Here is a 21,525-nt window from a genome sequence, read left to right on the forward strand (position 1 = left end):
ATCCTCTCCAGCGAAGATGTGATGCGCCGTCGCGCCACGTTGCTGCAGCGCATGCACATCGACGGTCCGCTGCTGATCCTGCTGCTGACACTGGCGGCCGGCAGCCTGTTCGTACTTTATTCAGCCAGCGGCAAGAATTGGGACCTGCTGGCCAAGCAGGCCACCTCGTTCGGCATCGGCCTGGTGTCGATGATCGTCATCGCCCAACTCGAACCACGCTTCATGGCGCGCTGGGTGCCACTGGCCTATGTGGTCGGCGTGGGGTTGCTGGTGGTGGTGGACATCATGGGTCATAACGCCATGGGCGCCACCCGCTGGATCAACATCCCCGGGGTGATCCGTTTCCAGCCCTCGGAATTTCTCAAGATCATCATGCCGGCGACCATTGCCTGGTACCTGGCCAAACGCTCGTTGCCGCCGCAACTCAAGCATGTATGTATCAGCCTGTTGCTGATCGGTATCCCGTTCATCCTGATCGTGCGCCAGCCGGACCTGGGCACTTCGCTGCTGATCCTGGCCGGCGGCGCGTTCGTGCTGTTCATGGGCGGGTTGCGCTGGCGCTGGATCCTCAGCGTGATCGCCGCTGCCGTGCCGGTGTCGGTGGCCATGTGGTATTTCGTGATGCACGACTACCAGAAGCAACGCGTCCTGACATTCCTCGACCCGGAAAGCGATCCGCTGGGCACCGGCTGGAACATCATCCAGTCCAAGGCCGCCATCGGTTCCGGTGGGGTGTTCGGCAAGGGTTGGCTGATGGGCACCCAGTCGCACCTGGACTTTTTGCCGGAAAGCCACACCGACTTCATCATTGCCGTGATGGGCGAGGAGTTCGGCCTGGTAGGCATCTGCGTGCTGCTGCTGATCTATCTGCTGCTGATCGGGCGAGGCCTGGTGATCACCGCCCAGGCCCAGACCCTGTTCGGCAAATTGCTTGCTGGCAGCCTGACCATGACTTTTTTTGTTTATGTTTTCGTCAACATCGGTATGGTCAGTGGCCTGTTGCCGGTCGTGGGGGTGCCGTTGCCATTCATTAGCTACGGAGGAACTTCGCTGGTGACGCTACTGTCAGCGTTTGGGGTTTTGATGTCGATTCATACGCATCGCAAATGGATCGCGCAGGTTTGAATAAGGTGAAGAGTTCAATGCAAGCAATGCGTGGCTGGTCGACGCGATATGCGCCGTGGGTCGGCCTGGTCGGCTTACTGGGCTGTGCGCCGCATGCCTTGGCGGGCGAATACGAAGGCTCGCCGCAAGTGGCCGAATTCGTCGGTGAGATGACCCGCGACTACGGGTTTGCCGGCGAGCAGCTGATGGGGGTGTTCCGCGAGGCCGAGCGCAAGCAGTCGATCCTCGATGCGATCTCCCGGCCCGCCGAGCGCGTCAAGCAGTGGAGCGAGTACCGGCCGATGTTCATCACCGAGGCGCGTATCGCCCGGGGCGTGGACTTCTGGCGTCAGCACGAGGCGGCCCTGGCTCGCGCCGAGCAGGAATATGGCGTGCCGGCCCAGGTCATCGTGTCGATCATTGGCGTTGAAACTTTCTTTGGCCGCAACACCGGCAATTTCCGGGTCATCGACGCATTGTCGACCCTGGGCTTCGATTATCCGCCGCGCGCCGAGTTCTTCCGCAAGGAGCTGCGCGAGTTTCTGCTGTTGGCCCGCGAAGAGCAGGTCGATCCGCTGACTCTCAAGGGTTCCTACGCCGGAGCCATGGGCCTGCCGCAATTCATGCCCAGCAGTTTCCGCGCCTACGCGGTGGATTTCGACGGTGATGGCCACATCAATATCTGGACCAACCCGACCGATGCGATCGGTAGCGTTGCCAGTTATTTCAAGCGCCACGGCTGGGAAGCCGGCGAGCCGGTGGTCAGCCGTGCCGACGTGCGCGGCGAGCAGGTTGACGAGGGCTTGACCGAAGGGATCGAGCCGACGAAAACCGTCGGGGAGTTGCGAGCGCTGGGCTGGTCGAGTCATGATGCGCTGCGTGACGATATGTCCGTCACCGCGATGCGCCTGGAAGGCGAGCAGGGCCCTGAATATTGGATGGGCCTGAAGAATTTCTACGCGATTACGCGTTATAACCGCAGCGTGATGTACGCCATGGCTGTATATCAACTGTCTGAAGAGCTGGTCAAAGCACGGGGCGTCAAATAATGCAGGCATTGCCTACCTATCAACCCCTGAAAGCCAGGCCCCTCAAGCTGGTGGCATTGGCGGCACTGTCGTTACTGGTTGTCAGTTGTTCGACCAGCCGCGCACCCACCCAGAAAAGCCCCAGCGTCGTGCGCGCCACCCCAGGCCTGGACATCAACCGGGCCCACAAGGACGGCGCGCCGTGGTGGGACGTGGATGTCTCGCGCATTCCCGACGCGACGCCGACCCTGCACACCGGCCCCTACAAGGCCAACCCGTATACAGTGCTGGGCAAGACCTATTTCCCGATGGCTGAATCCAAGCGCTACGTCGCCTCGGGCACGGCGTCCTGGTACGGCACCAAGTTCCACGGCCAGAACACCGCCAATGGCGAGGTCTACGATCTCTATGGCATGAGCGCGGCCCACAAGACCTTGCCACTGCCCAGTTATGTGCGGGTGACCAACCTGGACAACAACAAGACGGTGATCCTGCGTGTCAACGATCGTGGGCCGTTCTATTCCGATCGCATCATCGACTTGTCGTATGCGGCGGCGAAAAAGCTCGGTTACGCTGAAACTGGCACCGCGCGGGTAAAAGTCGAGGGCATCGATCCGCAGGAATGGTGGGCCCAGCGCGGCCGTCCGGCGCCTTTGATGCTCAACGAGCCAAAAGTAGCGCAGAATGCCGCGCCAACCGTGACGGCTTCCACCGGCACGGTCGAGCAATGGACCCCACCGCCGCAGCAGCATGCGGCGGCCGTGGTGCCCGTGCAGATCGACGCAAAAAAAAACGCTTCTGCAACAGCGTCTGGCCAGTATCTTCAAGTGGGCGCGTTCGCCAACCCGGACGCTGCAGAGCTGTTGAGATCGAAGCTGAGCTCGATGGTCAGCGCACCGGTGTTCATCAGCTCGATCGTGCGCAACCAGCAGACACTGCATCGGGTGCGCCTGGGGCCGATCGGTTCTCCGGGTGAGGTCCAGCAGGTACAGAACAGCGTGCGCCTGGCCAATCTCGGTTCGCCGAGCCTGGTCACCGCTGAATAATTGATTGAGGCCCGCTTGTGGTTTGGGCGGGTCAGGTTGTTGGCTCGATGAATAACAAAAGCCCGGCAAGGGTTGTGAGTGAGCAACTTAAGTGCGCGGCGGCCCGTTAGAAAGCTGCCTGTTTAGTATTGCCTCCGGGCAGTTTCCATTAGCGATTTCGAGAGACGGATGAACATCACCACCTTTGCCAAACGCCTTTGCCTGCTAGTCCCGCTGCTTCTCTCACCGGCCGCGTTCGCGGTCGAGATGATGCCGGCGCCGCCTCAATTGGCCGCCAAATCCTTTGTGCTCATGGATGCCAGCAGCGGCGAGGTGCTGGTGGAGAACAACGGTGACCAGCGCCTGCCACCGGCCAGCCTGACCAAGCTGATGACGGCCTACATCGCCACGCTGGAAATCCGTCGTGGCCAGATCGGTGAAAACGATCCGGTGACCGTCAGCGAGAACGCCTGGCGCACCGGCGGTTCGCGGATGTTCATCAAGGTCGGTTCGCAAGTGACCGTCAGCGACCTGCTGCACGGGATCATCATCCAGTCCGGCAACGACGCCAGCGTCGCCCTGGCCGAGCACATCGCCGGCAGCGAAGACGCATTCGCCGACATGATGAACAAGACCGTGGCCGACCTGGGCATGACCAACAGTCACTTCATGAACCCGACCGGTCTGCCGAACCCGGAGCATTATTCGTCGGCTCACGACATGGCGATCCTGGCGCGGGCCATCATTCATGAAGACCCGGCGCACTACGCCATCTATTCCCAGAAAGAGTTCTTCTGGAATGGCATCAAGCAGCCCAACCGCAACCTGCTGCTGTGGCGCGACAAGACTGTCGACGGTCTGAAGACCGGCCACACCGAGGAAGCGGGTTACTGCATGGTGTCGTCGGCCGTTCGTGACGGCATGCGCCTGATCGCCGTGGTGTTCGGCACCAACAGCGAAGTGGCCCGCGCCGCCGAGACCCAGAAGCTGCTGACCTATGGTTTCCGCTTCTTCGAAACCCAGACCTTCTACCAGAAGGGCACCGAACTGGCCCAGGCCCAGGTCTGGAAAGGCGCCACCAACCAGGTCAAGGCCGGCCTGGCCCAGGACCTGACCATGACCTTGCCTAAAGGCCAGCTCAAGAAGCTCGCCGCCAGCATGACCATGAACCCGCAACTGACCGCGCCGATCGCCAAGGGTGACGTCATCGGCAAGGTCGAAGTCAAACTGGACGACAAAGTGGTGCACAGCGCCGACCTGATCGCGCTGGATGCGGTCGAGGAAGGTGGTATTTTCCGCCGCATGTGGGATAGCATCCGTCTATTCTTCTACGGCTTGTTCAACTGATTTCAAGTGTTGACCTGCATGGCCCCGTTCCTTTCCGGCACGGGGCCATGTTCGTTACCACGGCTTGCGAGGCCGTTACGCCATGACAGACTCCGAAGTAAAGGCGCCAAAGATCGAGTTTCCTTGCGAGGACTACCCGATCAAAGTAATCGGCGACACCGGTGTGGGCTTCAAGGACAAGATCGTCGCGATCCTTGAGAAGCACGCCACCGTTGACCTCAAGACGCTGGCCGAGCGCCAGAGTACCAACGGCAAGTACACGACCATCCAGCTGCATATCATTGCCACCGGCCAGGAACAGCTCTACGACATCAACAGCGAGCTGCGAGCGACCGGTTTCGTGCACATGGTGTTGTGATGCCGGGCACGCTGGGCTTTCGCGAGCTGGGCACGATGGCTTACGAGCCGGTCTGGCATGCCATGCAACGCTTCACGAACGAACGCGGTACCACCGCCGACGATGAAGTCTGGCTGGTCGAGCACCCACCGGTGTTCACCCAGGGCCAGGCGGGCAAGGCCGAGCACTTGTTGTTGCCCGGCGACATCCCGGTGGTGAAGGTCGACCGGGGCGGGCAGGTGACTTACCATGGGCCCGGCCAACTGGTCGCCTATCTGTTGCTGGATGTGCGCAAGCTGGGATTCGGTGTACGCGAGCTGGTCACCCGCATGGAAACGTGCCTGATCGATTTGCTCGCCAGCTACGGCGTAAGCGCGGCGGCAAAGCCCGATGCGCCGGGCGTGTACGTCGACGGGGCGAAGATCGCCTCCCTTGGGCTGCGGATCCGCCATGGCTGTTCGTTTCACGGCCTGGCGTTGAACGTGGACATGAATCTTGAGCCGTTTCGACGGATTAATCCCTGTGGCTACGCAGGGCTGGCGATGACCCAGCTGCGCGATCACACAGGATCGATTGAATTTGCCGAGGTAAATGCCCGGCTGCGCGCGCAGCTCGTCAAACACCTCGACTATGCTGAGCAGACGACCCTCACGGGCGGAATCGACTGATATGACTACTGATGCAGTGCAAACCATGATCCCGACGCTGGACGTCACCGAGCGTCCGGCCCCGCGTGCCAAGGTAGAGGCCGGCGTCAAGCTGCGCGGCGCCGAGAAGGTTGCACGCATCCCGGTCAAGATCATCCCGACCACCGAATTGCCGAAGAAGCCCGACTGGATCCGCGTGCGCATCCCGGTCTCTCCGGAAGTCGACCGCATCAAGGCGCTGCTGCGCAAGCACAAGCTGCACAGCGTCTGCGAAGAAGCCTCCTGCCCGAACCTGGGCGAATGCTTCTCCGGCGGCACCGCGACGTTCATGATCATGGGCGACATCTGCACCCGTCGCTGCCCGTTCTGTGACGTCGGCCACGGCCGTCCGAAGCCATTGGACACCAACGAGCCGGAAAGCCTGGCCATCGCCATCGCTGACCTGAAGCTCAAGTACGTGGTCATCACCTCGGTGGACCGCGACGACCTGCGTGACGGCGGTGCCCAGCACTTTGCCGACTGCATCCGCGAAATCCGCAAGCTGTCGCCGAATGTCCAACTGGAAACCCTGGTGCCGGACTACCGCGGCCGCATGGACATCGCCCTGGAAATCACCGCCGCCGAGCCGCCGGATGTGTTCAACCACAACCTGGAAACCGTGCCGCGCCTGTACAAGGCCGCGCGTCCGGGTTCGGATTACCAGTGGTCGTTGACCCTGCTGCAACGCTTCAAGCAAATGATGCCGCATATTCCGACCAAGTCCGGCTTGATGCTGGGCCTGGGTGAGACCGATGAGGAAGTCATCGAAGTCATGAAGCGCATGCGTGAGCATGACATCGACATGTTGACCTTGGGGCAGTACCTGCAACCTTCGCGCAGCCACTTGCCGGTGCAGCGTTTTGTGCACCCGGATACCTTTGCCTGGTTTGCTGAGGAGGGGTACAAGATGGGCTTCAAGAATGTGGCCTCGGGGCCTTTGGTGCGTTCTTCGTATCATGCTGATGAGCAGGCCAAATTGGTCAAGGCTGAGCTTCTGGGGTCCTGATCTTTTAGCTTTGGGTGGTGTGTAGATCCGTTATTGTGTGATGGCGGCTTATGGTTCCGCCCTTACGGCGGGTTACTTTTTTCAGACGCCAAAAAAGTAACCAAAAAGGCTTTGCCCCACCACTCGGTGCCTCGCCTAGGCTCGGCATGCCTGAACGAAGGCATCGTGGTTAACGGGGCGTTTCAGATCAAAAGCAAAAGCAAAAGCGAGGCGGCCTTTAGGCCGACCTGTTTTTTGGTGAGCGCGTTTCTTCTGTGGGGGGCTTGCTTGCGATAGCGATGTGTCAGTTTGCGGTTATGCCGAATGTGCCGGCCTCATCGCGAGCAAGCTCGCTCCCACAGGAGTTTGCGGCGCATATGAATTTTGTGTCGCTCTTGCTTTGGACCTTGATCTTGATCTTGATCTTGGCGCCCCGTTAAACCACGCTGGCCGAACGCAGGCATTGCGCAGTGGGTATCCCGGCATGGATGCCGGGATAGCCGCGCTGGGCCATGGATGGCCCTTCGCGGCGGGCCCACGGAGCAATGCCGGAGTGAGGGTACGCCGAGCCTAGGCGAGGTGCCGAGTGGTGGGGCGGAGCGTTTTTGGTTACTTTTGGCGCTCTTTCCAAAAGTGACCCGCTGTAAGAGCGGAACCATAAGCCGCCGTTACCGCAGAAACGGATATTCACACGATTTAAAAATCGGAAAACCCATGGTCCACACCCTAACCCCACATCACCCCGTCCCAGCCCTCCCACCCGAAGGCCTGGTCGGCGTGATCGCCCCCGCCGGCCCCGCCCCCCTGGATACGGAGAAAGCGATCCAATGGATGCGCGCAAGGGGCCACGAACTGCGCATCTTCCCAGGCGTCTACGAAACGAACGGCTACCTCGCCGGCAGCGACGAAACACGCCTCAACGACCTCCACGCCGCCTTCGCCGATCCAGAAGTCAAAGCCATCATCTGCCTGCGCGGCGGCTACGGCACCCCGCGTCTACTCGATCGCATCGACTTCAACCTCTTGAAAGGCAACCCCAAGCCATTCGTAGGTTACAGCGACATCACAGCCCTGCACCTGGCCATCAGCCGCTACGCAGGCTTCGTCACCTTCCACGGCCCCTTGCTCAATGCCGACCTGTTGGGCGACAAGGAGCCATCGACCATTACCTCATTCTTCAGCCTGCTACGCGGGCAATTGAAGGCCGGTGACGTGTTGAGCCATCCGGCAGCGTATCCGTTGACCACAGTCGAACCGGGCATCGCCCACGGCCGTTTGCTGGGGGGCAATCTGTCGATGATTGCCGCGACCATGGGCACGCCCTACGAAATCGACGCCGAAGGGGTGATCCTGCTGGTGGAGGACGTCAACGAGCCGCTTTACCGCATCGATCGCCTGCTCACCCAGCTGCGATTGGCGGGAACCCTGGCCAAATTGCGAGGAGTGCTGTTGGGAGACGTGGCGGGTGTGGACGTCGAGGCGTTGAATCGCTTGTTCAAGCAGACCTTCGCGCCGTTGCGCATCCCGGTGTTGTCGGGTTGGCGCAGCGGGCACTGTGATCCGAACCTGACGTTGCCCATGGGGGCGCTGGTGACGCTGGATGCGGGGGAGAAGAGGCTGGTGTTGGGGCAGGATGTGGTGGTCAGTCGCTAGTTATTGAGCGTTTGCAAATCAGTCATCGCGAGCAGGCTCGCTCCCACAGGCTTTCCAAGGACCTTGTGGGAGCGAGCCTGCTCGCGATGGCGATACTCCGCCATAAGCGGCTTCAACGGCTACGCAACGCTTCCAGCAATTTGTGCGTCGGATACCCATCCGCCGGCCAGCCAAGCGACTGCTGGGCGCTGCGGATCGCCTTGCGGGTATTGGCGCCGATGATGCCGTCGGGGTTGCCAGCGTCGTAATTATGTTTGCCCAGCAGGGTCTGCAATTCGATGCGTTCGCTGCGGCTCAGGGGCAAGTCGTCCTTTGGCCATGAGCCGTCAATCAGCCCTGCGCCGCTGAAACGCTCCGACAGCAGGCTGACCGCCAATGCATAGGACGACGAGTTGTTGTATTTGAGAATTGCACGGAAGTTATCGAGCACCAGGAACGCCGGGCCGCGATAGCCCGCGGGCAACAGCAGGGCTGCCGACAAATGTTCGGAGCCGGCCGGCGGCTGGGCGCCGTTGGGCAGGCTTACACCCAGTTGCAGCCACTCGGCGACGGGCTTGCGGATCAAGCCGTCGGCCAGCGGATAGTCGAAGCCTTCCTTCAGCCGCACCTCGAACCCCCACGGCTGGCCGCGCTGCCATCCGGAGTTTTGCAAGTAATGCGCGGTCGAGGCCAGGGCGTCGGTAGAGCTGCCCCAGATGTCCCGGCGGCCGTCGCCGTCGAAGTCCACCGCATGGGTGTTGTAGGTGGTTGGAATGAACTGGGTCTGGCCCATGGCGCCGGCCCAGGAGCCGAGCATTTTTTCTGGCGTGATATCGCCCTGTTGCAGGATCTGCAGCGCGGCGATCAGTTGTGCGTGGGCAAAACCTGGGCGTCGTCCTTCATAGGCCAGGGTCGCCAAGGAGTTGATGACCGACTTGGTGCCCTGGAACTGGCCGAAATTGCTCTCCATGCCCCACACCGCCACCAACGCGGCGCGATCGACGCCATAGCGTTGCTCGATGCTTTGCAGGATATCGGCGTGCTGCTGGACCAACGCCTGGCCCTTGCGTACCCGCAGAGGCGACAACGCTCCGTCGAGGTATTCCCACACCGGCCGGGTGAATTCAGGTTGGCTGCGATCGGCCTTGATCACGCTCATGTCCGGACTGACGCCGATGAAGGCGCGGTCGAACAGGTCGGCTCGAATCCCGGCGGCCAATGCCTGCTTGCGGAACCCGGCTTGCCATTCGGCAAAGGTCTGGGTGGGCACGATGGCCAGGTCGTCCCCGGTAGGCACGACAGGCGGCACGATAGCCGGCGCTGTCACGACGGGAGCGGTCTGGAGCGGTTGGGCGTCGGCGGCGGTGGGTTTCTCTGCACAGGCCACCAGCAGGACAACGCTTGTGGCGGCAATCAATTGGCGCAAAGGCCAACCACGGGGAAGACAGAAGGGCATTCAGGGGTCCAGAAAATCAAATCAGGTGCTGACCTTAACATGCGAAAGGGCTGTAGGGCTTGTCCAGGTGTTTCATGCCGCCAGAAAGCAAGAAGCCTCCCAGTTGTCAGACTGGAAGGCTTCGCGGCGGTAGCTGCCTTTGCCCTTGGCGGGTCGTTCCTGGCGGCTGCGGAACAGGGGTTGGGCGACGATGGACTTGGCTTTGTTGGGGCCATGCCTTGATGGCTTTTTGCTCATGATTGGATCTCTCGTGGGGTGGTTGTGCGGGGGGAAATCATGGGACAGGACTGGGGTTTTGTCCAGTCCCTGCATTGCGTAGGAAATTTCAAGATGGCGAGGGGATTGTGGCTCCCTCGCCACAAAATCATGCTTGACACAGAAAATCTGTTGCTTGGAAAAGAGGTTTATTCCGCGGGTAAAGGGAGTCGTTGTCCGGCCATCAACAACGACAACCGACTGAGGCTCATCCACGGCGAGCCGGCGGCCTGGCCCTTGATCTGCGCGTCGATGCGCTGGGCCTCGAGCAGCAATTGGGCCCAGCGTGACGCGGAATAGCGTTGCAGCGCCTTGCTCATCAGCGGTTTGCGCTTGTCCCACACTGGCGGGCGAGCCTGACTGAAGGCCTTGTCCAGGGGCACCCCCTGGCTGTATTGCAGCGACAGGTTGGCCAGCAGCCGCAGCTCCCGGGCCAGGGCCCAGAGGATCACCGGAGGTTCGACGCCTTCGCCCCGCAGGCCTTCGAGCATGCGCAAGGCATGGGCGGCTTCGCCGTTGAGGATTGCGTCGGTCAGCCCGAAGACATCGAAGCGGGCGCTGTCAGCCACGGCGGCCTGCACCGTTTCCACGGTGATCTGGCCGCCCTCGGCCATCAGCTTGAGCTTTTCGACTTCCTGGGCGGCGGCCAACAGGTTGCCTTCGACCCGGGCGGCAATCAGTTCAACCGCGTCCTGGCTGGCCGATAGACCGGCCTGGGACAGGCGTTGGCGGATCCAGTTCGGCAGCTGGCTGGCATCCACCGGCCAGATCTGCACGAACTGGGTCTGTGGACCTTCGACCAGCGCCTTGCCCCATTTGGTTTTCTGCGCGCTGCCATCGAGTTTCGGCAGGCTGATGAGCAGCACCGTGTCTTCGGCCGGTCGCGAGCAATATTCGATCAGCGCGGCGGCGCCTTTGTCACCGGGTTTGCCCGAGGGCAAGCGCAGTTCCAGCAGGCGTTTTTCGGCAAACAGCGACATGCTCGCCCCTGCCAGCAGCAGCGTGCCCCAGTCGAAACTGGCGTCGGCCGCGAACACCTGGCGTTCGTCGAAGCCTTGTTGGCGAGCGGCGGAGCGGATGGCGTCGGCGGCTTCCTGGCACAGCAGCGGGTCATCGCCGCTGATGATGTAGACCGGCGCGAGGGCGCCTTGCAGGTGTTTGCCGAGTTGGGCGGGGGCCAGTTTCATAAACGCTGTTCAGGAGAGAAGGCGAGCGGGGCACCGAGGCGCCCCGCAAGGCTTATGGAGCAGGAATTTGCATAGGCGATTGTTGCGGGGTTTCCGCTTCCGCCTTGCGTGCTGCTTCCAGCGCTTCGGCTTCGGCCTTGGCCTTGGCGTCGGCGGTCTGTTGCAGCTGCTCCAACTGGGCCGGGCTCAGTTGTTGCAGCCGCAGCATCATCCGTTGTACCAGGTCGCGACGCATCTCTTCGCGTACTTCGCTGGACTCCTGGTCGGAGCCGGTGATGTTGTTGCCGTCATGCAGGTAGACCTTCTGTACTTGCAGCTTGTCGTCCAGCAGCACCAGGTTGTTTTGCCCGCGGATTTCATAGTTCAGCACGTTGTTGAGCTCGTATTCGGCCGAGCGACCGGCGCCGGCATAGCTCAGGCTGCGCTGGCTTTGCTGTTCGCGGGTCAATACCAGCTTGTACGGCGCACCGCTGTAGACTTTCACGCCGCTGTCTTCCAGCGTGTCGCGCAACGCTTTTACGGTATCGCCATAGGCGTCGCGCGCGCTGAGGTCCAGTTCGGTGATGGCCAGTTCGGTGGTGCCGGTGCCGCGCAGCTGGAAGCCGCAGGCGCTCAACAGGACCGCCAGGCCCATAACCAGCAGATTACGTTTGATCATCTTGTTGCTCCCCTTGAAACCCATGGGCCGAGCGTGCGGCCCCGCAGGTCAAATTCGGCGCCGGGCCCCTGGCCCGGACGCCCGATCCAATTAGCTTGCGACGATGTTGACCAGTTTGCCGGGCACGACGATCACTTTGCGAATCGTCAGGCCATCGACGAAGCGCAGCACGTTTTCATTGGCCCGCGCGGCGGCTTCGACTTCTTCGCGCGTGGCGGCGGCCGGCATTTCGATCTGGCCACGCAGTTTGCCGTTGACCTGGATGACCAGGGTCAGGCTGTCCTGCACCAACGCACTTTCGTCCACCAGCGGCCAGCGGGCGTCGATCACCGGGTCAGCGTGACCCAGGCGATTCCACAACTCGTGGCTGATGTGCGGGGTGATCGGCGCCAGCAACAGTGTCACCGCTTCCAGGCCTTCCTGGATCAACGCGCGATCCTGCTCGGTGCCTTGGGCGGCTTTTTCCAGTACGTTCATCAGCGTCATCACCTGGGCGATGGCGGTGTTGAATTTGTGGTTCTGGCCGACGTCATGGCTGGCCTGCTTGATGGCCAGGTGGATCGCGCGGCGAACGACTTTCTGCTCGTCGTTCAGGCTGGCGACATCCAGTTTCCCCGGCAGGCCCTGGGTGACGTGGGCCTGGGCCAGGCGCCAGACGCGCTTGAGGAAGCGGTGCGAGCCCTCGACGCCGGAGTCGGACCATTCGGCGCTCATGTCCGGTGGCGAGGCGAACATCATGAACAGGCGGCAGGTGTCCGCGCCGAACTGGTCGATCATCGACTGAGGGTCGACGCCGTTGTTCTTCGACTTGGCCATTTTCTCGGTGCCGCCGATTTCCACCGGCAGGCCGTCGGCGATCAGCTTGGCGCTGATGACCTTGGCCTTGCTGTCGCGTTCGAGTTCGACGTCGCTCGGGTTGAACCACGTGTAGGCACCGTTGGCTTCGCGACGATAGTACGTCTCGGCGATCACCATGCCCTGGGTCAGCAGGTTCTTGAACGGCTCGTTTGAACTCACCAGGCCTTCGTCACGCATCAGCTTGTGGAAGAAGCGCGCGTAGAGCAGGTGAAGAATGGCGTGTTCGATGCCGCCGATGTATTGATCCACCGGCAACCAGTGGTCAGCCGCGGATTTTTCCACCAGGCCGCCTTCAAAGTGCGGCGAGGCGTAGCGGGCGTAGTACCACGAGGACTCGACGAAGGTGTCCATGGTGTCGGTTTCACGCTTGGCCGGTGCGCCGCATTTCGGGCAGCTGCACTCGTAGAACTCGGGCATGCGCGCCAGGGGCGAACCGGCGCCGTCGGGTACGACGTCTTCCGGCAGGACCACCGGCAGCTGATCTTCCGGCACCGGTACGTCACCGCAGGTGTCGCAATGCACGATGGGGATCGGGCAACCCCAGTAGCGCTGGCGGCTGATGCCCCAGTCGCGCAGGCGGAACTGGGTGCGCGAGGCACCGAGGTTCTTCTTGATCAGGGCCACTTCGATGGCATCGAAGGCGCCAGCGAAATCCAGGCCGTCGAACTCACCGGAATTGATCAGCTCGCCGTGTTCGCCGTAGGCGTCCTGCCAAGGCGCTGGTGTCTGGTCGCCGGCGCTGGTGCGCACGACCGGCTTGACCGGCAGGTTGTATTTGTGGGCGAACTCGAAATCACGCTCGTCGTGGGCGGGCACCGCCATGACCGCGCCGTCGCCGTAGTGCATCAGCACGTAGTTGGCGACCCACACCGGCAGTTTCTCGCCGGTGAGCGGGTGCTCGACGAACAACGAAGTCGGCAGGCCTTTCTTCTCTTGGGTGGCGACGTCGGCTTCGGCGACGCTGCCGCCCTTGCATTCGGCGATGAACGCCTGCAGCTCGGGGTTGTTCCGCGCTGCCAGAGTCGCCAGCGGATGCTCGGCGGCCACGGCCACGTAAGTGGCGCCCATCAGGGTGTCCGGACGGGTGGTGAAGACCTTCAGGGTGCCGGCTTCGCCAATGGAGGCGACGTCGTAGGGGAACTGCACTTCCATGCCCCGGGACTTGCCGATCCAGTTGCGCTGCATGGTCTTGACCTGCTCGGGCCAGCCGGTCAGCTCGTCGAGGCTCTCCAGGAGTTCATCCGCGTAGGCGGTGATCTTGAAGTAGTACATCGGGATCTCGCGCTTTTCGATCAGCGCGCCGGAGCGCCAGCCGCGACCGTCGATCACTTGCTCGTTGGCCAGTACGGTCTGGTCCACCGGGTCCCAGTTCACGGTGCCGTTCTTGCGGTAGATCACGCCTTTCTCGAACAGGCGGGTGAACAGCCATTGTTCCCAGCGATAGTAGTCGGGCTTGCAGGTGGTGACTTCGCGGGACCAGTCCACCGCCAGGCCCAGGCTGCGCAGCTGGGTCTTCATGTACGCGATGTTTTCGTAGGTCCACTTTGCGGGGGCGACGTTGTTCTTCATCGCGGCGTTTTCCGCCGGCATGCCGAAGGCGTCCCAACCCATGGGTTGCAGGACGTTCTTGCCTTGCATGCGCTGGTAGCGGGAGATCACGTCGCCGATGGTGTAGTTGCGCACGTGCCCCATGTGTAGCTTGCCGCTGGGGTAAGGGAACATCGACAGGCAGTAGTACGTCTCCTTGCCTGGCTGTTCACTGACTTCAAAGGACTTTTGCTCGTCCCAGAACGACTGGGCGGCGGCTTCGATTTCACGGGGCTGGTAGTGTTCGTGCATGGCTACTTTTGTACTGAATGGGGTGGCCCAATCCTCTTCATTGCCATGCTGGACGCAGATGACGCCGAATGCGGCGTTTTCGATGCCCAGCCAAGCTGGAAGTGGAGTTACAGGAAGCGCCGTAGCATACATGACCGCGCTCCGCCGAGGGAAACCCTGATTGCTGCTCAACCATTGCCGAGCCTTTTGCCGACCATTGGCGACGACCGGGGTTCTGGGCCGTTGGTCGCGGCGTCCAGCCGGTTTGCCCAGCGAAGCTAAGCTTCTGAATGGGGAGTGAGTCTTATCTTCAATGAGGTGAGGGATGGTTGAATCACAACGAAAAGTCGCTACACCTGAGTTGTATGAAAAACTGATCGATCGCCTGGGGATGGCCTTGGACGCCGCAAGAACCGCCGGTCGCTTGCGTGATGAACGCCCGGCAGAGCTGGAACTGCGAGGCCTGAGCCCCGCAGAGTTCGAGCTGGTCAAGGCTTACCTTGAACAGGCCGGGCACCAGGCCTCAGCAAATGGGGCCCAGGCAAACAAGCGTCTCGAAGCGCCCCGATCGGCCAAGGTTGTCTGGCTCAAGGATCGGACGCCCGACAAGGATGCTGTAAAGGTCCGGTCCCTGCAGTTCAAGTAAAGGCCGGATTCACGCGTGTCGCTTTTTTTGATTCGAGGTTCTTGGAATCTGTTGTCGCTTTGCGTCAACCCACCTAGGCTTCGGGCATCTATGGAGATGCCCGATGCCGTTTCGCTATTTCATCAAACAACTTCTATTGCCGCCTGGCATTCTTTTGCTTTTGCTGGCGCTTGCCTGGTGGTGGCGTGATTCCCGGCCGCGCCTGGCCCGCGTGTGTTTTATCCTGGGGCTGGGTGGTTTCTGGCTGATGAGCCTGCCGATAGTGGTGCAGTGGAGCGCGAAGGCATTGGAGCGCGAACCGCCGCTGCTGCGCAGTGAATGGGCGACCCTGGCCCAGCGCGCCGACGCCATTGTGGTGCTGGGCTCGGGCCGCGAGCGCGGTGACCTGGCCTGGGGCACCGACCAGCCCACCGGGGTGGGCCTGGAGCGCCAGCGTTATGCGTCGCGGTTGGCCAAGGCTTCGGGCTTGCCCGTGTTGACAACCGGCGGCTTGCATTACGGCACCCCGCCCAGCGAGGCCAAGCTGATGGCTGACTCGATGCGTGAGGATTTCGGCGTCGACGTGCGCTGGCAGGAGGGCCACAGCCGCACCACGTGGGAGAACGCCCAGATGAGCGCGCAGATCCTACTGCCCGAAGGGGCGAAGCGCGTGGTGGTGGTGACCCAGGCCTGGCACATGCCAAGGGCGGTCTGGAGTTTTGAACGTTCTGGATTTGAAGTGGTGCCTGCGCCTGTCGGTTTCCTGGGTCAGGATAACGCCCGGCCGTTGGGTGGCTGGATGCCGGAATTCAAATCGGTGTGGCAATCGGGGCAGTTGATGAACGAGGCGGTGGGGTTGGTGGGGTATTGGTTGTTTTATCGCTGAATCATTGAAGTGAACGCTTATTGTGGCGAGGGAGCTTGCTCCCGCTGGGGCGCGCAGCGGCCCCAAAAAGCGGGGCCTGCTGCGCCCGAAGCGTCGGACCGGTCCAGCGGGAGCAAGCTCCCTCGCCACAGGGATGGGGGGAGCGAGTTAAACCGTCTTGGCCATCCGCCCCGCCACCAGCGCCCAACCCAAAAGCAATACACACAAAATGATCAGCGGCCACGAGCGCCATTGAAGGTACGGCGTCAGGTCGTGCATCGGCACCACTTCACCGTAGAGGATGCCGCGTTGGAACTGCGGGATCTGGACGGTGATCTGGCCGAAGGGGTTGATCAGGCCGGTCACGCCATTGTTGGTGGCGCGAATCATCCAGCGCCCGGCCTCCAGCGCGCGCATCTGGGCCATTTGCAAGTGTTGCAACGGGCCGATCGACGTACCGAACCAAGTGTCGTTGCTGATCGTCAGCAACAGATCGCTTCGCGCTGAAAGGTTGGCAGCGAATTCCGGGTAGACCACTTCGTAGCAAATGAATGGCGCGATCTGGTAACCCTTGGCCTGCAGCAATGGCTGATCAGCCGGGCCCCGGGCGAAATCCGACATTGGCAGGTCGAAAAACGCGATCAGGCCGCGCAGGATATCCTGCAATGGCACGTACTCGCCGAAGGGCACCAGCTTCTGCTTCAGGTAAGTGCCGTCGCCTTCGCCGGTCACGGTGATGCCGTTGAAATAGCGCTTCTCATGACGTACTTCCTGGCGGATCGGTACGCCGGTGATCAGTGCCGAATGCCGCTCGGCGGCGAAACTGCCCATCATGTCCAGGTAGCCCTGGGCGGACTCCTTGAGTACCGGCACGGCTGTTTCCGGCCAGACCAGCAGGTCGACGCGCTTGGACGTGAAGCTCATGTCACGGTACAGCGCCAGTTGCGCGTTGAGCTGCTCGGGGTCCCACTTCATGCTTTGTTCGATGTTGCCCTGGATGGCCGCGACACTCAGCGGCTCGCCCGAGGGGCTGGTCCAGGCATGCCCCTTGAGCGCAAAGCCGGCCGCCCAGGGGCCGATCAGCAAGGCCACACCCGCGACGACGAAGCCTTTGCGCCCGGAACGCAGCAATCGGGGCGCGTTGTACAACAGCGCGGCGGTCAGGGCCAGGGTGAAGGAGATCAGCCACATGCCACCCAGCGGTGCAAGGCCGGCCAGCGGGCCGTCGAGTTGACTGTAGCCAGAGTAAAGCCAGGGGAATCCGGTCAGGAACCAGCCCCGAAAGGCTTCCTGGCCCAGCCAGAGCGCGGCGAAGGCCAGGGCATCGGCCAACGGTGCCTCGTTGCGCCGCAGCCAGCGCGCCCAGAGCCAGGCGGGCAGGGCGAAGAACCAAGCGATCGCGGCAATGAACAGCAGCATCAAAAGCCCGGCCAGCAGCACCGAGGCGCCACCGAAGTTATGGATGCTGACGTAGATCCAACTGGTGCCGGCGCCAAACAGGCCGAAACCGAAACACCAGCCGCGCCCCAGGGCCTGGCGCGGCGAGAGCTCGCGCAGGCCAGCATAGAACAGCCCGACCGCCAGCAATGCCAGCGGCCAGATATCGAACGGCGCCAGGGCCAGGGTGGTGATCGCACCGGCCGCCACGGCCAGCAGGTTACCGGGCCAGCCGGGGCGGTTTATCCAGCGCATGTGTTTCCTTAGCGGCTCTTGCAGAGTTTAACGGGCAATGGGTGACAGGCGCAGCAGATGAATCCGGCGGCTGTCGGCATTCAGGATGCGGAAGCGCCAGGAGCCGATCTCGGTGGTTTCGTTGCGCTTGGGCAGGTGGCCGAAGGCACTCATCACCAGGCCGCCGACGGTGTCGAACTCATCGTCGGAGAATTCGCTGTCGAAGAACTCGTTGAAGTTCTCGATCGGCGTCAGGGCCTTGATCAGGAAGTCGCCGCTGGGCAAGGGCTTGATGTAGCTGTCTTCCTCGACGTCGTGCTCATCCTCGATGTCGCCGACAATCTGTTCAAGCACGTCTTCGATGGTGACCAGCCCGGCCACGCCGCCGTATTCGTCGATGACGATGGCCATGTGGTTGTGGTTGGCGCGGAATTCACGCAGCAGTACGTTCAGGCGCTTGGACTCGGGCACGAACGTGGCCGGGCGCAGCAGGTCCTTGATATTGAAACTGTCGCCGTTCTCCTGGAGGATCAGCGGCAGCAGGTCCTTGGCCAGCAGCACGCCCATGACGTCGTCATGGCTCTCGCCGACGACCGGGTAGCGCGAGTGAGCGGAGTCGACCACGGCGGGCAGGAATTCGCGGGGAGTCTGGGTCGCCTTGATGCTGATCATCTGCGAGCGCGGGACCATGATGTCCCGAACTTGCAGGTCAGCCACCTGGATGGCGCCTTCGACGATGGCCAGCGCTTCGCTGTCCAGCAATTTGTTCTGGTGTGCATCGCGCAGCAGCTCCAACAGCTCCTGGCGGTTTTTCGGCTCATGGGCAAAAGCCTGGGTGAGCTTGCCCAGCCATGACTTCTGCCCGTTGGTCGATCGATCTTCGCTCATAGCGATTACTCTGAATCCTTTGTCGTTACAGGTTGATGTTTCAGTGTTCGTCGCCGGCATACGGGTCGGGATGACCCAGCTCGGCAAGCAACGTTCGTTCCAGCGCTTCCATTTCCTCGGCTTCGTCCTCTTCCATATGGTCGTAACCAAGCAAATGCAAGCAGCCATGGATCACCAGGTGGGCCCAGTGGGCTTCGGGTGACTTGCCTTGTTCGGCGGCCTCGCGCTCGACGACCGGGACGCAGATCACCAGGTCCCCCAGCAACGGGATGTCGAGCATTTCGTCGGGCACGTCGGCGGGAAACGACAGCACGTTGGTGGCGTAGTCTTTCTGCCGCCAGGTGTGGTTCAGCTCGCGGCCTTCGGCTTCGTCCACCAGGCGGATCGTCAGTTCCGAGTCGGCGCTGCGCTGGCGCAGCGCCAGTTCGCACCATTGGCGGAACTGGGCTTCGCTGGGGGCGGGGTGTTCACTGGCCTCTTGCAGGTCGAGTTCAAGCATTGTGGCGATTGCCTTTGCTTTCGGCCGAATCTTCATCGGCGCGGTTCTCGAAACGCTCGTAGGCTTCGACGATGCGCTGCACCAACGGATGGCGTACGACGTCCTTGGGCATGAAGTGCGTGAAGCTGATGCCCGGGACGTCCTTGAGCACCTGGATCACGTGGTTCAGCCCGGACTTGGTGCCTCGGGGCAGGTCGACCTGGGTGATGTCCCCGGTGATGACGGCGGTGGAGCCGAAACCGATCCGGGTCAGGAACATCTTCATCTGTTCGACGGTGGTGTTCTGGCTTTCGTCGAGGATGATGAAGCTGTTGTTCAGGGTCCGACCACGCATGTAGGCCAGCGGCGCGACCTCGATGACCTGTCGCTCGATCAGCTTGGCGACGTATTCGAAGCCGAGCATTTCGTACAGCGCGTCATAGAGCGGGCGCAGATACGGGTCGATCTTCTGGGTCAGGTCGCCGGGCAGGAAACCGAGTTTTTCCCCTGCTTCGACGGCGGGACGCACCAGCAGGATGCGGCGCACCTGTTCGCGCTCCAACGCGTCGACCGCGCAGGCTACGGCCAGGTAGGTCTTGCCGGTACCGGCCGGGCCGATGCCGAAGTTGATGTCGTTGGCCAGGATTTCCTTCACGTAGCGCTGCTGATTCAAGCCGCGAGGGCGAATCATGCCTTTTTTCGTGCGCAGGGCCACGGCAGGTTCCGACGGGGCGTGATTGTCGAGTTCTTCGACCGCCGACTCTTGCAGGAACAGGTGGACCATGTCCGGAGACAGCTCGCTCGCCTTGGTTTCTCGGTAGAGACGGCGCAGCAGGTTTTCCGCGGAGGTGGTGTGCTTGGGATCGCCGATCAGTTCGAACTGGTTCCCGCGATTGCGGATCTCGATGGCCAGGCGCTGTTCGATCAAGCGAAGATGCTCGTCGAATTGCCCGCACAGATTGGCGAAGCGGCGAGCCTCAAAGGGCTCGAGAATGAAACGATGAGGTTCGATGGGTGCGTTCAAGGTCGTTTTTAGCCGCCCAGGGGCAATTAAGGTTAAATCAAGGATAACGCCAGTAGGCTGGGTGCGAAAGGTCTTAAGCGGCGCAATCTGACAACAGGACTTACACAGCCCATTGTGGGAGCGAGCCTGCTCGCGAAAACGGTCTTGTATCCAGCGCATCTGTTGGCTGATAGACCGCTTCGCGAGCAGGCTCGCTCCCCCAGGGATCTGTACAGTTACTGCACCAGCGAACCCCGCAGCGAGTGCGGTTGCGCGGCGTCGATGTGTACGTCGGCGAACTGGCCGATCAGGGCTGGCGTGTCGCAGCGGAAGTTGACGATACGGTTGTTTTCCGTACGCCCCTGCAATTCGCCCGGGTCTTTTTTCGAGTAGTCGGTGACCAGGATCCGCTGGATCGAACCGACCATCTGTCGGCTGATTTCAAAGCCCTGTTGGTTCAAGCGGTGCTGCAAAGCATTGAGCCGCTCCTTCTTCACTTCCTCGGGCGTCTCATCCGCCAGGTCGGCCGCCGGCGTGCCGGGGCGCTGGCTGTAGACAAAGGAATAGGAGAAGTCGAAGCCCACGTCTTCGATCAGCTTCATGGTCTGCTGGAAATCTTTCTCGGTTTCGCCAGGGAATCCGACGATAAAGTCCGAGCTGATACAGATCCCCGGCACTGCGGCGCGCAACTTGCGCAGTTTGGATTTGTACTCCAGCGCCGTGTGGTTGCGCTTCATCGCTGCGAGGATTCTGTCCGAACCCGATTGCACCGGCAGGTGCAGGTGCTTGACCAGCTCGGGAACTTCGGCGTGGGCCTGGATCAGGCTGTCGGAAAACTCCAACGGATGGGACGTGGTGTAGCGGATCCGGTCGATACCGTCCACCGCCGCCACGACGCGGATCAACTCGGCGAGGTCCGCCAGGCGACCGTCGTGGGTCAGGCCGCGATAGCCGTTGACGTTCTGCCCCAGCAAGGTCACTTCACGCACGCCGTTTTCCGCCAGGTGGATGATCTCGGCGATCACGTCGTCGAACGGCCGGCTGACCTCTTCGCCGCGGGTATAGGGGACCACGCAGAACGTGCAGTATTTGCTGCACCCTTCCATCACCGACACATAAGCGCTGGGGCCGTCGATGCGCGGCTCGGGCAGGTGGTCGAACTTTTCGATTTCGGGGAACGAAACGTCGACTTGGGGCAATTTGGTCACGCGTGCCGCGTCGATCATTTCCGGCAGGCGGTGCAGGGTCTGGGGGCCGAAGACCACGTCCACGTACGGCGCGCGGTCACGAATGGCCGCGCCTTCCTGGCTGGCGACGCAGCCGCCGACCGCGATGACCATTTCCGGGTTGGCCAGCTTCAGTTCACGCCAGCGGCCCAGTTGGGAATACACCCGGTCCTGGGCGCGCTCGCGGATCGAGCAGGTGTTGAGCAGGATCACGTCTGCGTCTTCGGCGCGGGCGGTGACTTCCAGGGCCTGGTGTTCACCCAGCAGATCGACCATGCGCGAGCTGTCGTACTCGTTCATCTGGCAACCGTGGGTTTCGATGTAAAGCTTCTTGGCCATGGACGGATCATCACGTGATTCAAAGAACCGCGCATTATAGGCAACAAGTCCCCC

Annotated in this window: 20 protein-coding genes; 10 read left to right on the top strand and 10 right to left on the bottom strand. The window is 61.8% G+C overall.

All coding sequences use genetic code 11. The features are described from left to right. Positions 1–21 precede the first annotated feature (21 nt). The 8 genes from rodA to J3P92_RS03835 all read left to right on the top strand — a co-directional run bounded on the left by rodA (position 22) and on the right by J3P92_RS03835 (position 8,165). The gene (gene rodA / locus J3P92_RS03800) at positions 22–1,125 is read left to right on the top strand and encodes a rod shape-determining protein RodA (protein ID WP_045157031.1); all 1,104 of its coding nucleotides are present in this window, start codon (positions 22–24) and stop codon (positions 1,123–1,125) included. Positions 1,126–1,142: 17 nt separating this feature from the next. Next, positions 1,143–2,153 carry a lytic murein transglycosylase B gene (gene mltB / locus J3P92_RS03805; RefSeq protein ID WP_420767334.1) on the top strand — a complete coding sequence of 337 codons (1,011 nt, stop codon included), beginning with the start codon at positions 1,143–1,145 and terminating at the stop codon, positions 2,151–2,153. Next, entirely contained in the window at positions 2,153–3,178 is a 1,026-nt protein-coding gene (locus J3P92_RS03810; RefSeq protein ID WP_434711767.1) for a septal ring lytic transglycosylase RlpA family protein, read from the top strand. The genes mltB and J3P92_RS03810 overlap by 1 nt, the downstream gene beginning before the upstream one ends. A gap of 168 nt (positions 3,179–3,346) precedes the next feature. After that, positions 3,347–4,504, top strand: coding sequence for a D-alanyl-D-alanine carboxypeptidase family protein (locus J3P92_RS03815; RefSeq protein WP_420767332.1), 1,158 nt, complete (start codon positions 3,347–3,349; stop codon positions 4,502–4,504). 82 nt (positions 4,505–4,586) lie between these two features. Continuing rightward, entirely contained in the window at positions 4,587–4,862 is a 276-nt protein-coding gene (locus tag J3P92_RS03820) for a DUF493 domain-containing protein (RefSeq protein WP_420767331.1), read from the top strand. After that, complete coding sequence (lipB, locus tag J3P92_RS03825) at positions 4,862–5,509, top strand: lipoyl(octanoyl) transferase LipB (RefSeq protein ID WP_434649935.1); 648 nt, start codon at positions 4,862–4,864, stop codon at positions 5,507–5,509. Before J3P92_RS03820 ends, lipB begins: the two co-directional genes overlap by 1 nt. A 1-nt stretch (position 5,510) precedes the next feature. Then, positions 5,511–6,533 carry a lipoyl synthase gene (gene lipA / locus J3P92_RS03830; RefSeq protein WP_014340371.1) on the top strand — a complete coding sequence of 341 codons (1,023 nt, stop codon included), beginning with the start codon at positions 5,511–5,513 and terminating at the stop codon, positions 6,531–6,533. 693 nt (positions 6,534–7,226) lie between these two features. Beyond that, complete coding sequence (locus J3P92_RS03835; protein WP_434649937.1) at positions 7,227–8,165, top strand: S66 peptidase family protein; 939 nt, start codon at positions 7,227–7,229, stop codon at positions 8,163–8,165. A gap of 112 nt (positions 8,166–8,277) precedes the next feature. On the opposite strand, the gene J3P92_RS03840 is transcribed toward J3P92_RS03835, so the two are convergent. The 5 genes from J3P92_RS03840 to leuS all read right to left on the bottom strand — a co-directional run bounded on the left by J3P92_RS03840 (position 8,278) and on the right by leuS (position 14,397). Then, on the bottom strand, positions 8,278–9,600 hold the full coding sequence (locus tag J3P92_RS03840; protein ID WP_434649939.1) for a lytic murein transglycosylase: 1,323 nt from the start codon (positions 9,598–9,600) through the stop codon (positions 8,278–8,280). A gap of 72 nt (positions 9,601–9,672) precedes the next feature. Beyond that, a complete protein-coding gene (gene arfA, locus J3P92_RS03845) occupies positions 9,673–9,837 on the bottom strand; it encodes an alternative ribosome rescue factor ArfA (RefSeq protein ID WP_030140368.1) in 165 nt (54 codons plus the stop codon). Positions 9,838–10,004: 167 nt separating this feature from the next. Next, a complete protein-coding gene (gene holA / locus J3P92_RS03850; RefSeq protein WP_420767327.1) occupies positions 10,005–11,042 on the bottom strand; it encodes a DNA polymerase III subunit delta in 1,038 nt (345 codons plus the stop codon). 52 nt (positions 11,043–11,094) lie between these two features. After that, the gene (gene lptE, locus J3P92_RS03855; protein ID WP_420767326.1) at positions 11,095–11,700 is read right to left on the bottom strand and encodes an LPS assembly lipoprotein LptE; all 606 of its coding nucleotides are present in this window, start codon (positions 11,698–11,700) and stop codon (positions 11,095–11,097) included. Between the two features lie 90 nt (positions 11,701–11,790). Further along, positions 11,791–14,397 carry a leucine--tRNA ligase gene (gene leuS / locus J3P92_RS03860; RefSeq protein ID WP_434649941.1) on the bottom strand — a complete coding sequence of 869 codons (2,607 nt, stop codon included), beginning with the start codon at positions 14,395–14,397 and terminating at the stop codon, positions 11,791–11,793. Positions 14,398–14,701: 304 nt separating this feature from the next. Between leuS and J3P92_RS03865 the strand changes: the two genes are divergently transcribed. Both J3P92_RS03865 and J3P92_RS03870 read left to right on the top strand, forming a co-directional pair. Beyond that, complete coding sequence (locus J3P92_RS03865; RefSeq protein WP_420767324.1) at positions 14,702–15,022, top strand: hypothetical protein; 321 nt, start codon at positions 14,702–14,704, stop codon at positions 15,020–15,022. Positions 15,023–15,125: 103 nt separating this feature from the next. After that, entirely contained in the window at positions 15,126–15,887 is a 762-nt protein-coding gene (locus tag J3P92_RS03870; protein WP_434649943.1) for a YdcF family protein, read from the top strand. A 147-nt stretch (positions 15,888–16,034) separates the two neighbouring features. On the opposite strand, the gene lnt is transcribed toward J3P92_RS03870, so the two are convergent. The 5 genes from lnt to miaB form a co-directional block, all read right to left on the bottom strand. Next, positions 16,035–17,558 (bottom strand): apolipoprotein N-acyltransferase, encoded by a 1,524-nt coding sequence (gene lnt / locus J3P92_RS03875; protein ID WP_434649945.1) that lies wholly within the window; start codon positions 17,556–17,558, stop codon positions 16,035–16,037. A 27-nt stretch (positions 17,559–17,585) separates the two neighbouring features. Then, a complete protein-coding gene (locus J3P92_RS03880; protein WP_420767321.1) occupies positions 17,586–18,425 on the bottom strand; it encodes an HlyC/CorC family transporter in 840 nt (279 codons plus the stop codon). A 40-nt stretch (positions 18,426–18,465) separates the two neighbouring features. Then, complete coding sequence (gene ybeY, locus J3P92_RS03885) at positions 18,466–18,924, bottom strand: rRNA maturation RNase YbeY (RefSeq protein ID WP_434562148.1); 459 nt, start codon at positions 18,922–18,924, stop codon at positions 18,466–18,468. Then, the gene (locus tag J3P92_RS03890) at positions 18,917–19,927 is read right to left on the bottom strand and encodes a PhoH family protein (protein WP_434609410.1); all 1,011 of its coding nucleotides are present in this window, start codon (positions 19,925–19,927) and stop codon (positions 18,917–18,919) included. The genes ybeY and J3P92_RS03890 overlap by 8 nt, the downstream gene beginning before the upstream one ends. Positions 19,928–20,142: 215 nt before the next feature. Then, a complete protein-coding gene (gene miaB / locus J3P92_RS03895; RefSeq protein WP_420767318.1) occupies positions 20,143–21,471 on the bottom strand; it encodes a tRNA (N6-isopentenyl adenosine(37)-C2)-methylthiotransferase MiaB in 1,329 nt (442 codons plus the stop codon). Positions 21,472–21,525: the final 54 nt, after the last annotated feature.

The organism is Pseudomonas sp. D3-27 (assembly GCF_051132165.1).
Taxonomy (GTDB): domain Bacteria; phylum Pseudomonadota; class Gammaproteobacteria; order Pseudomonadales; family Pseudomonadaceae; genus Aquipseudomonas.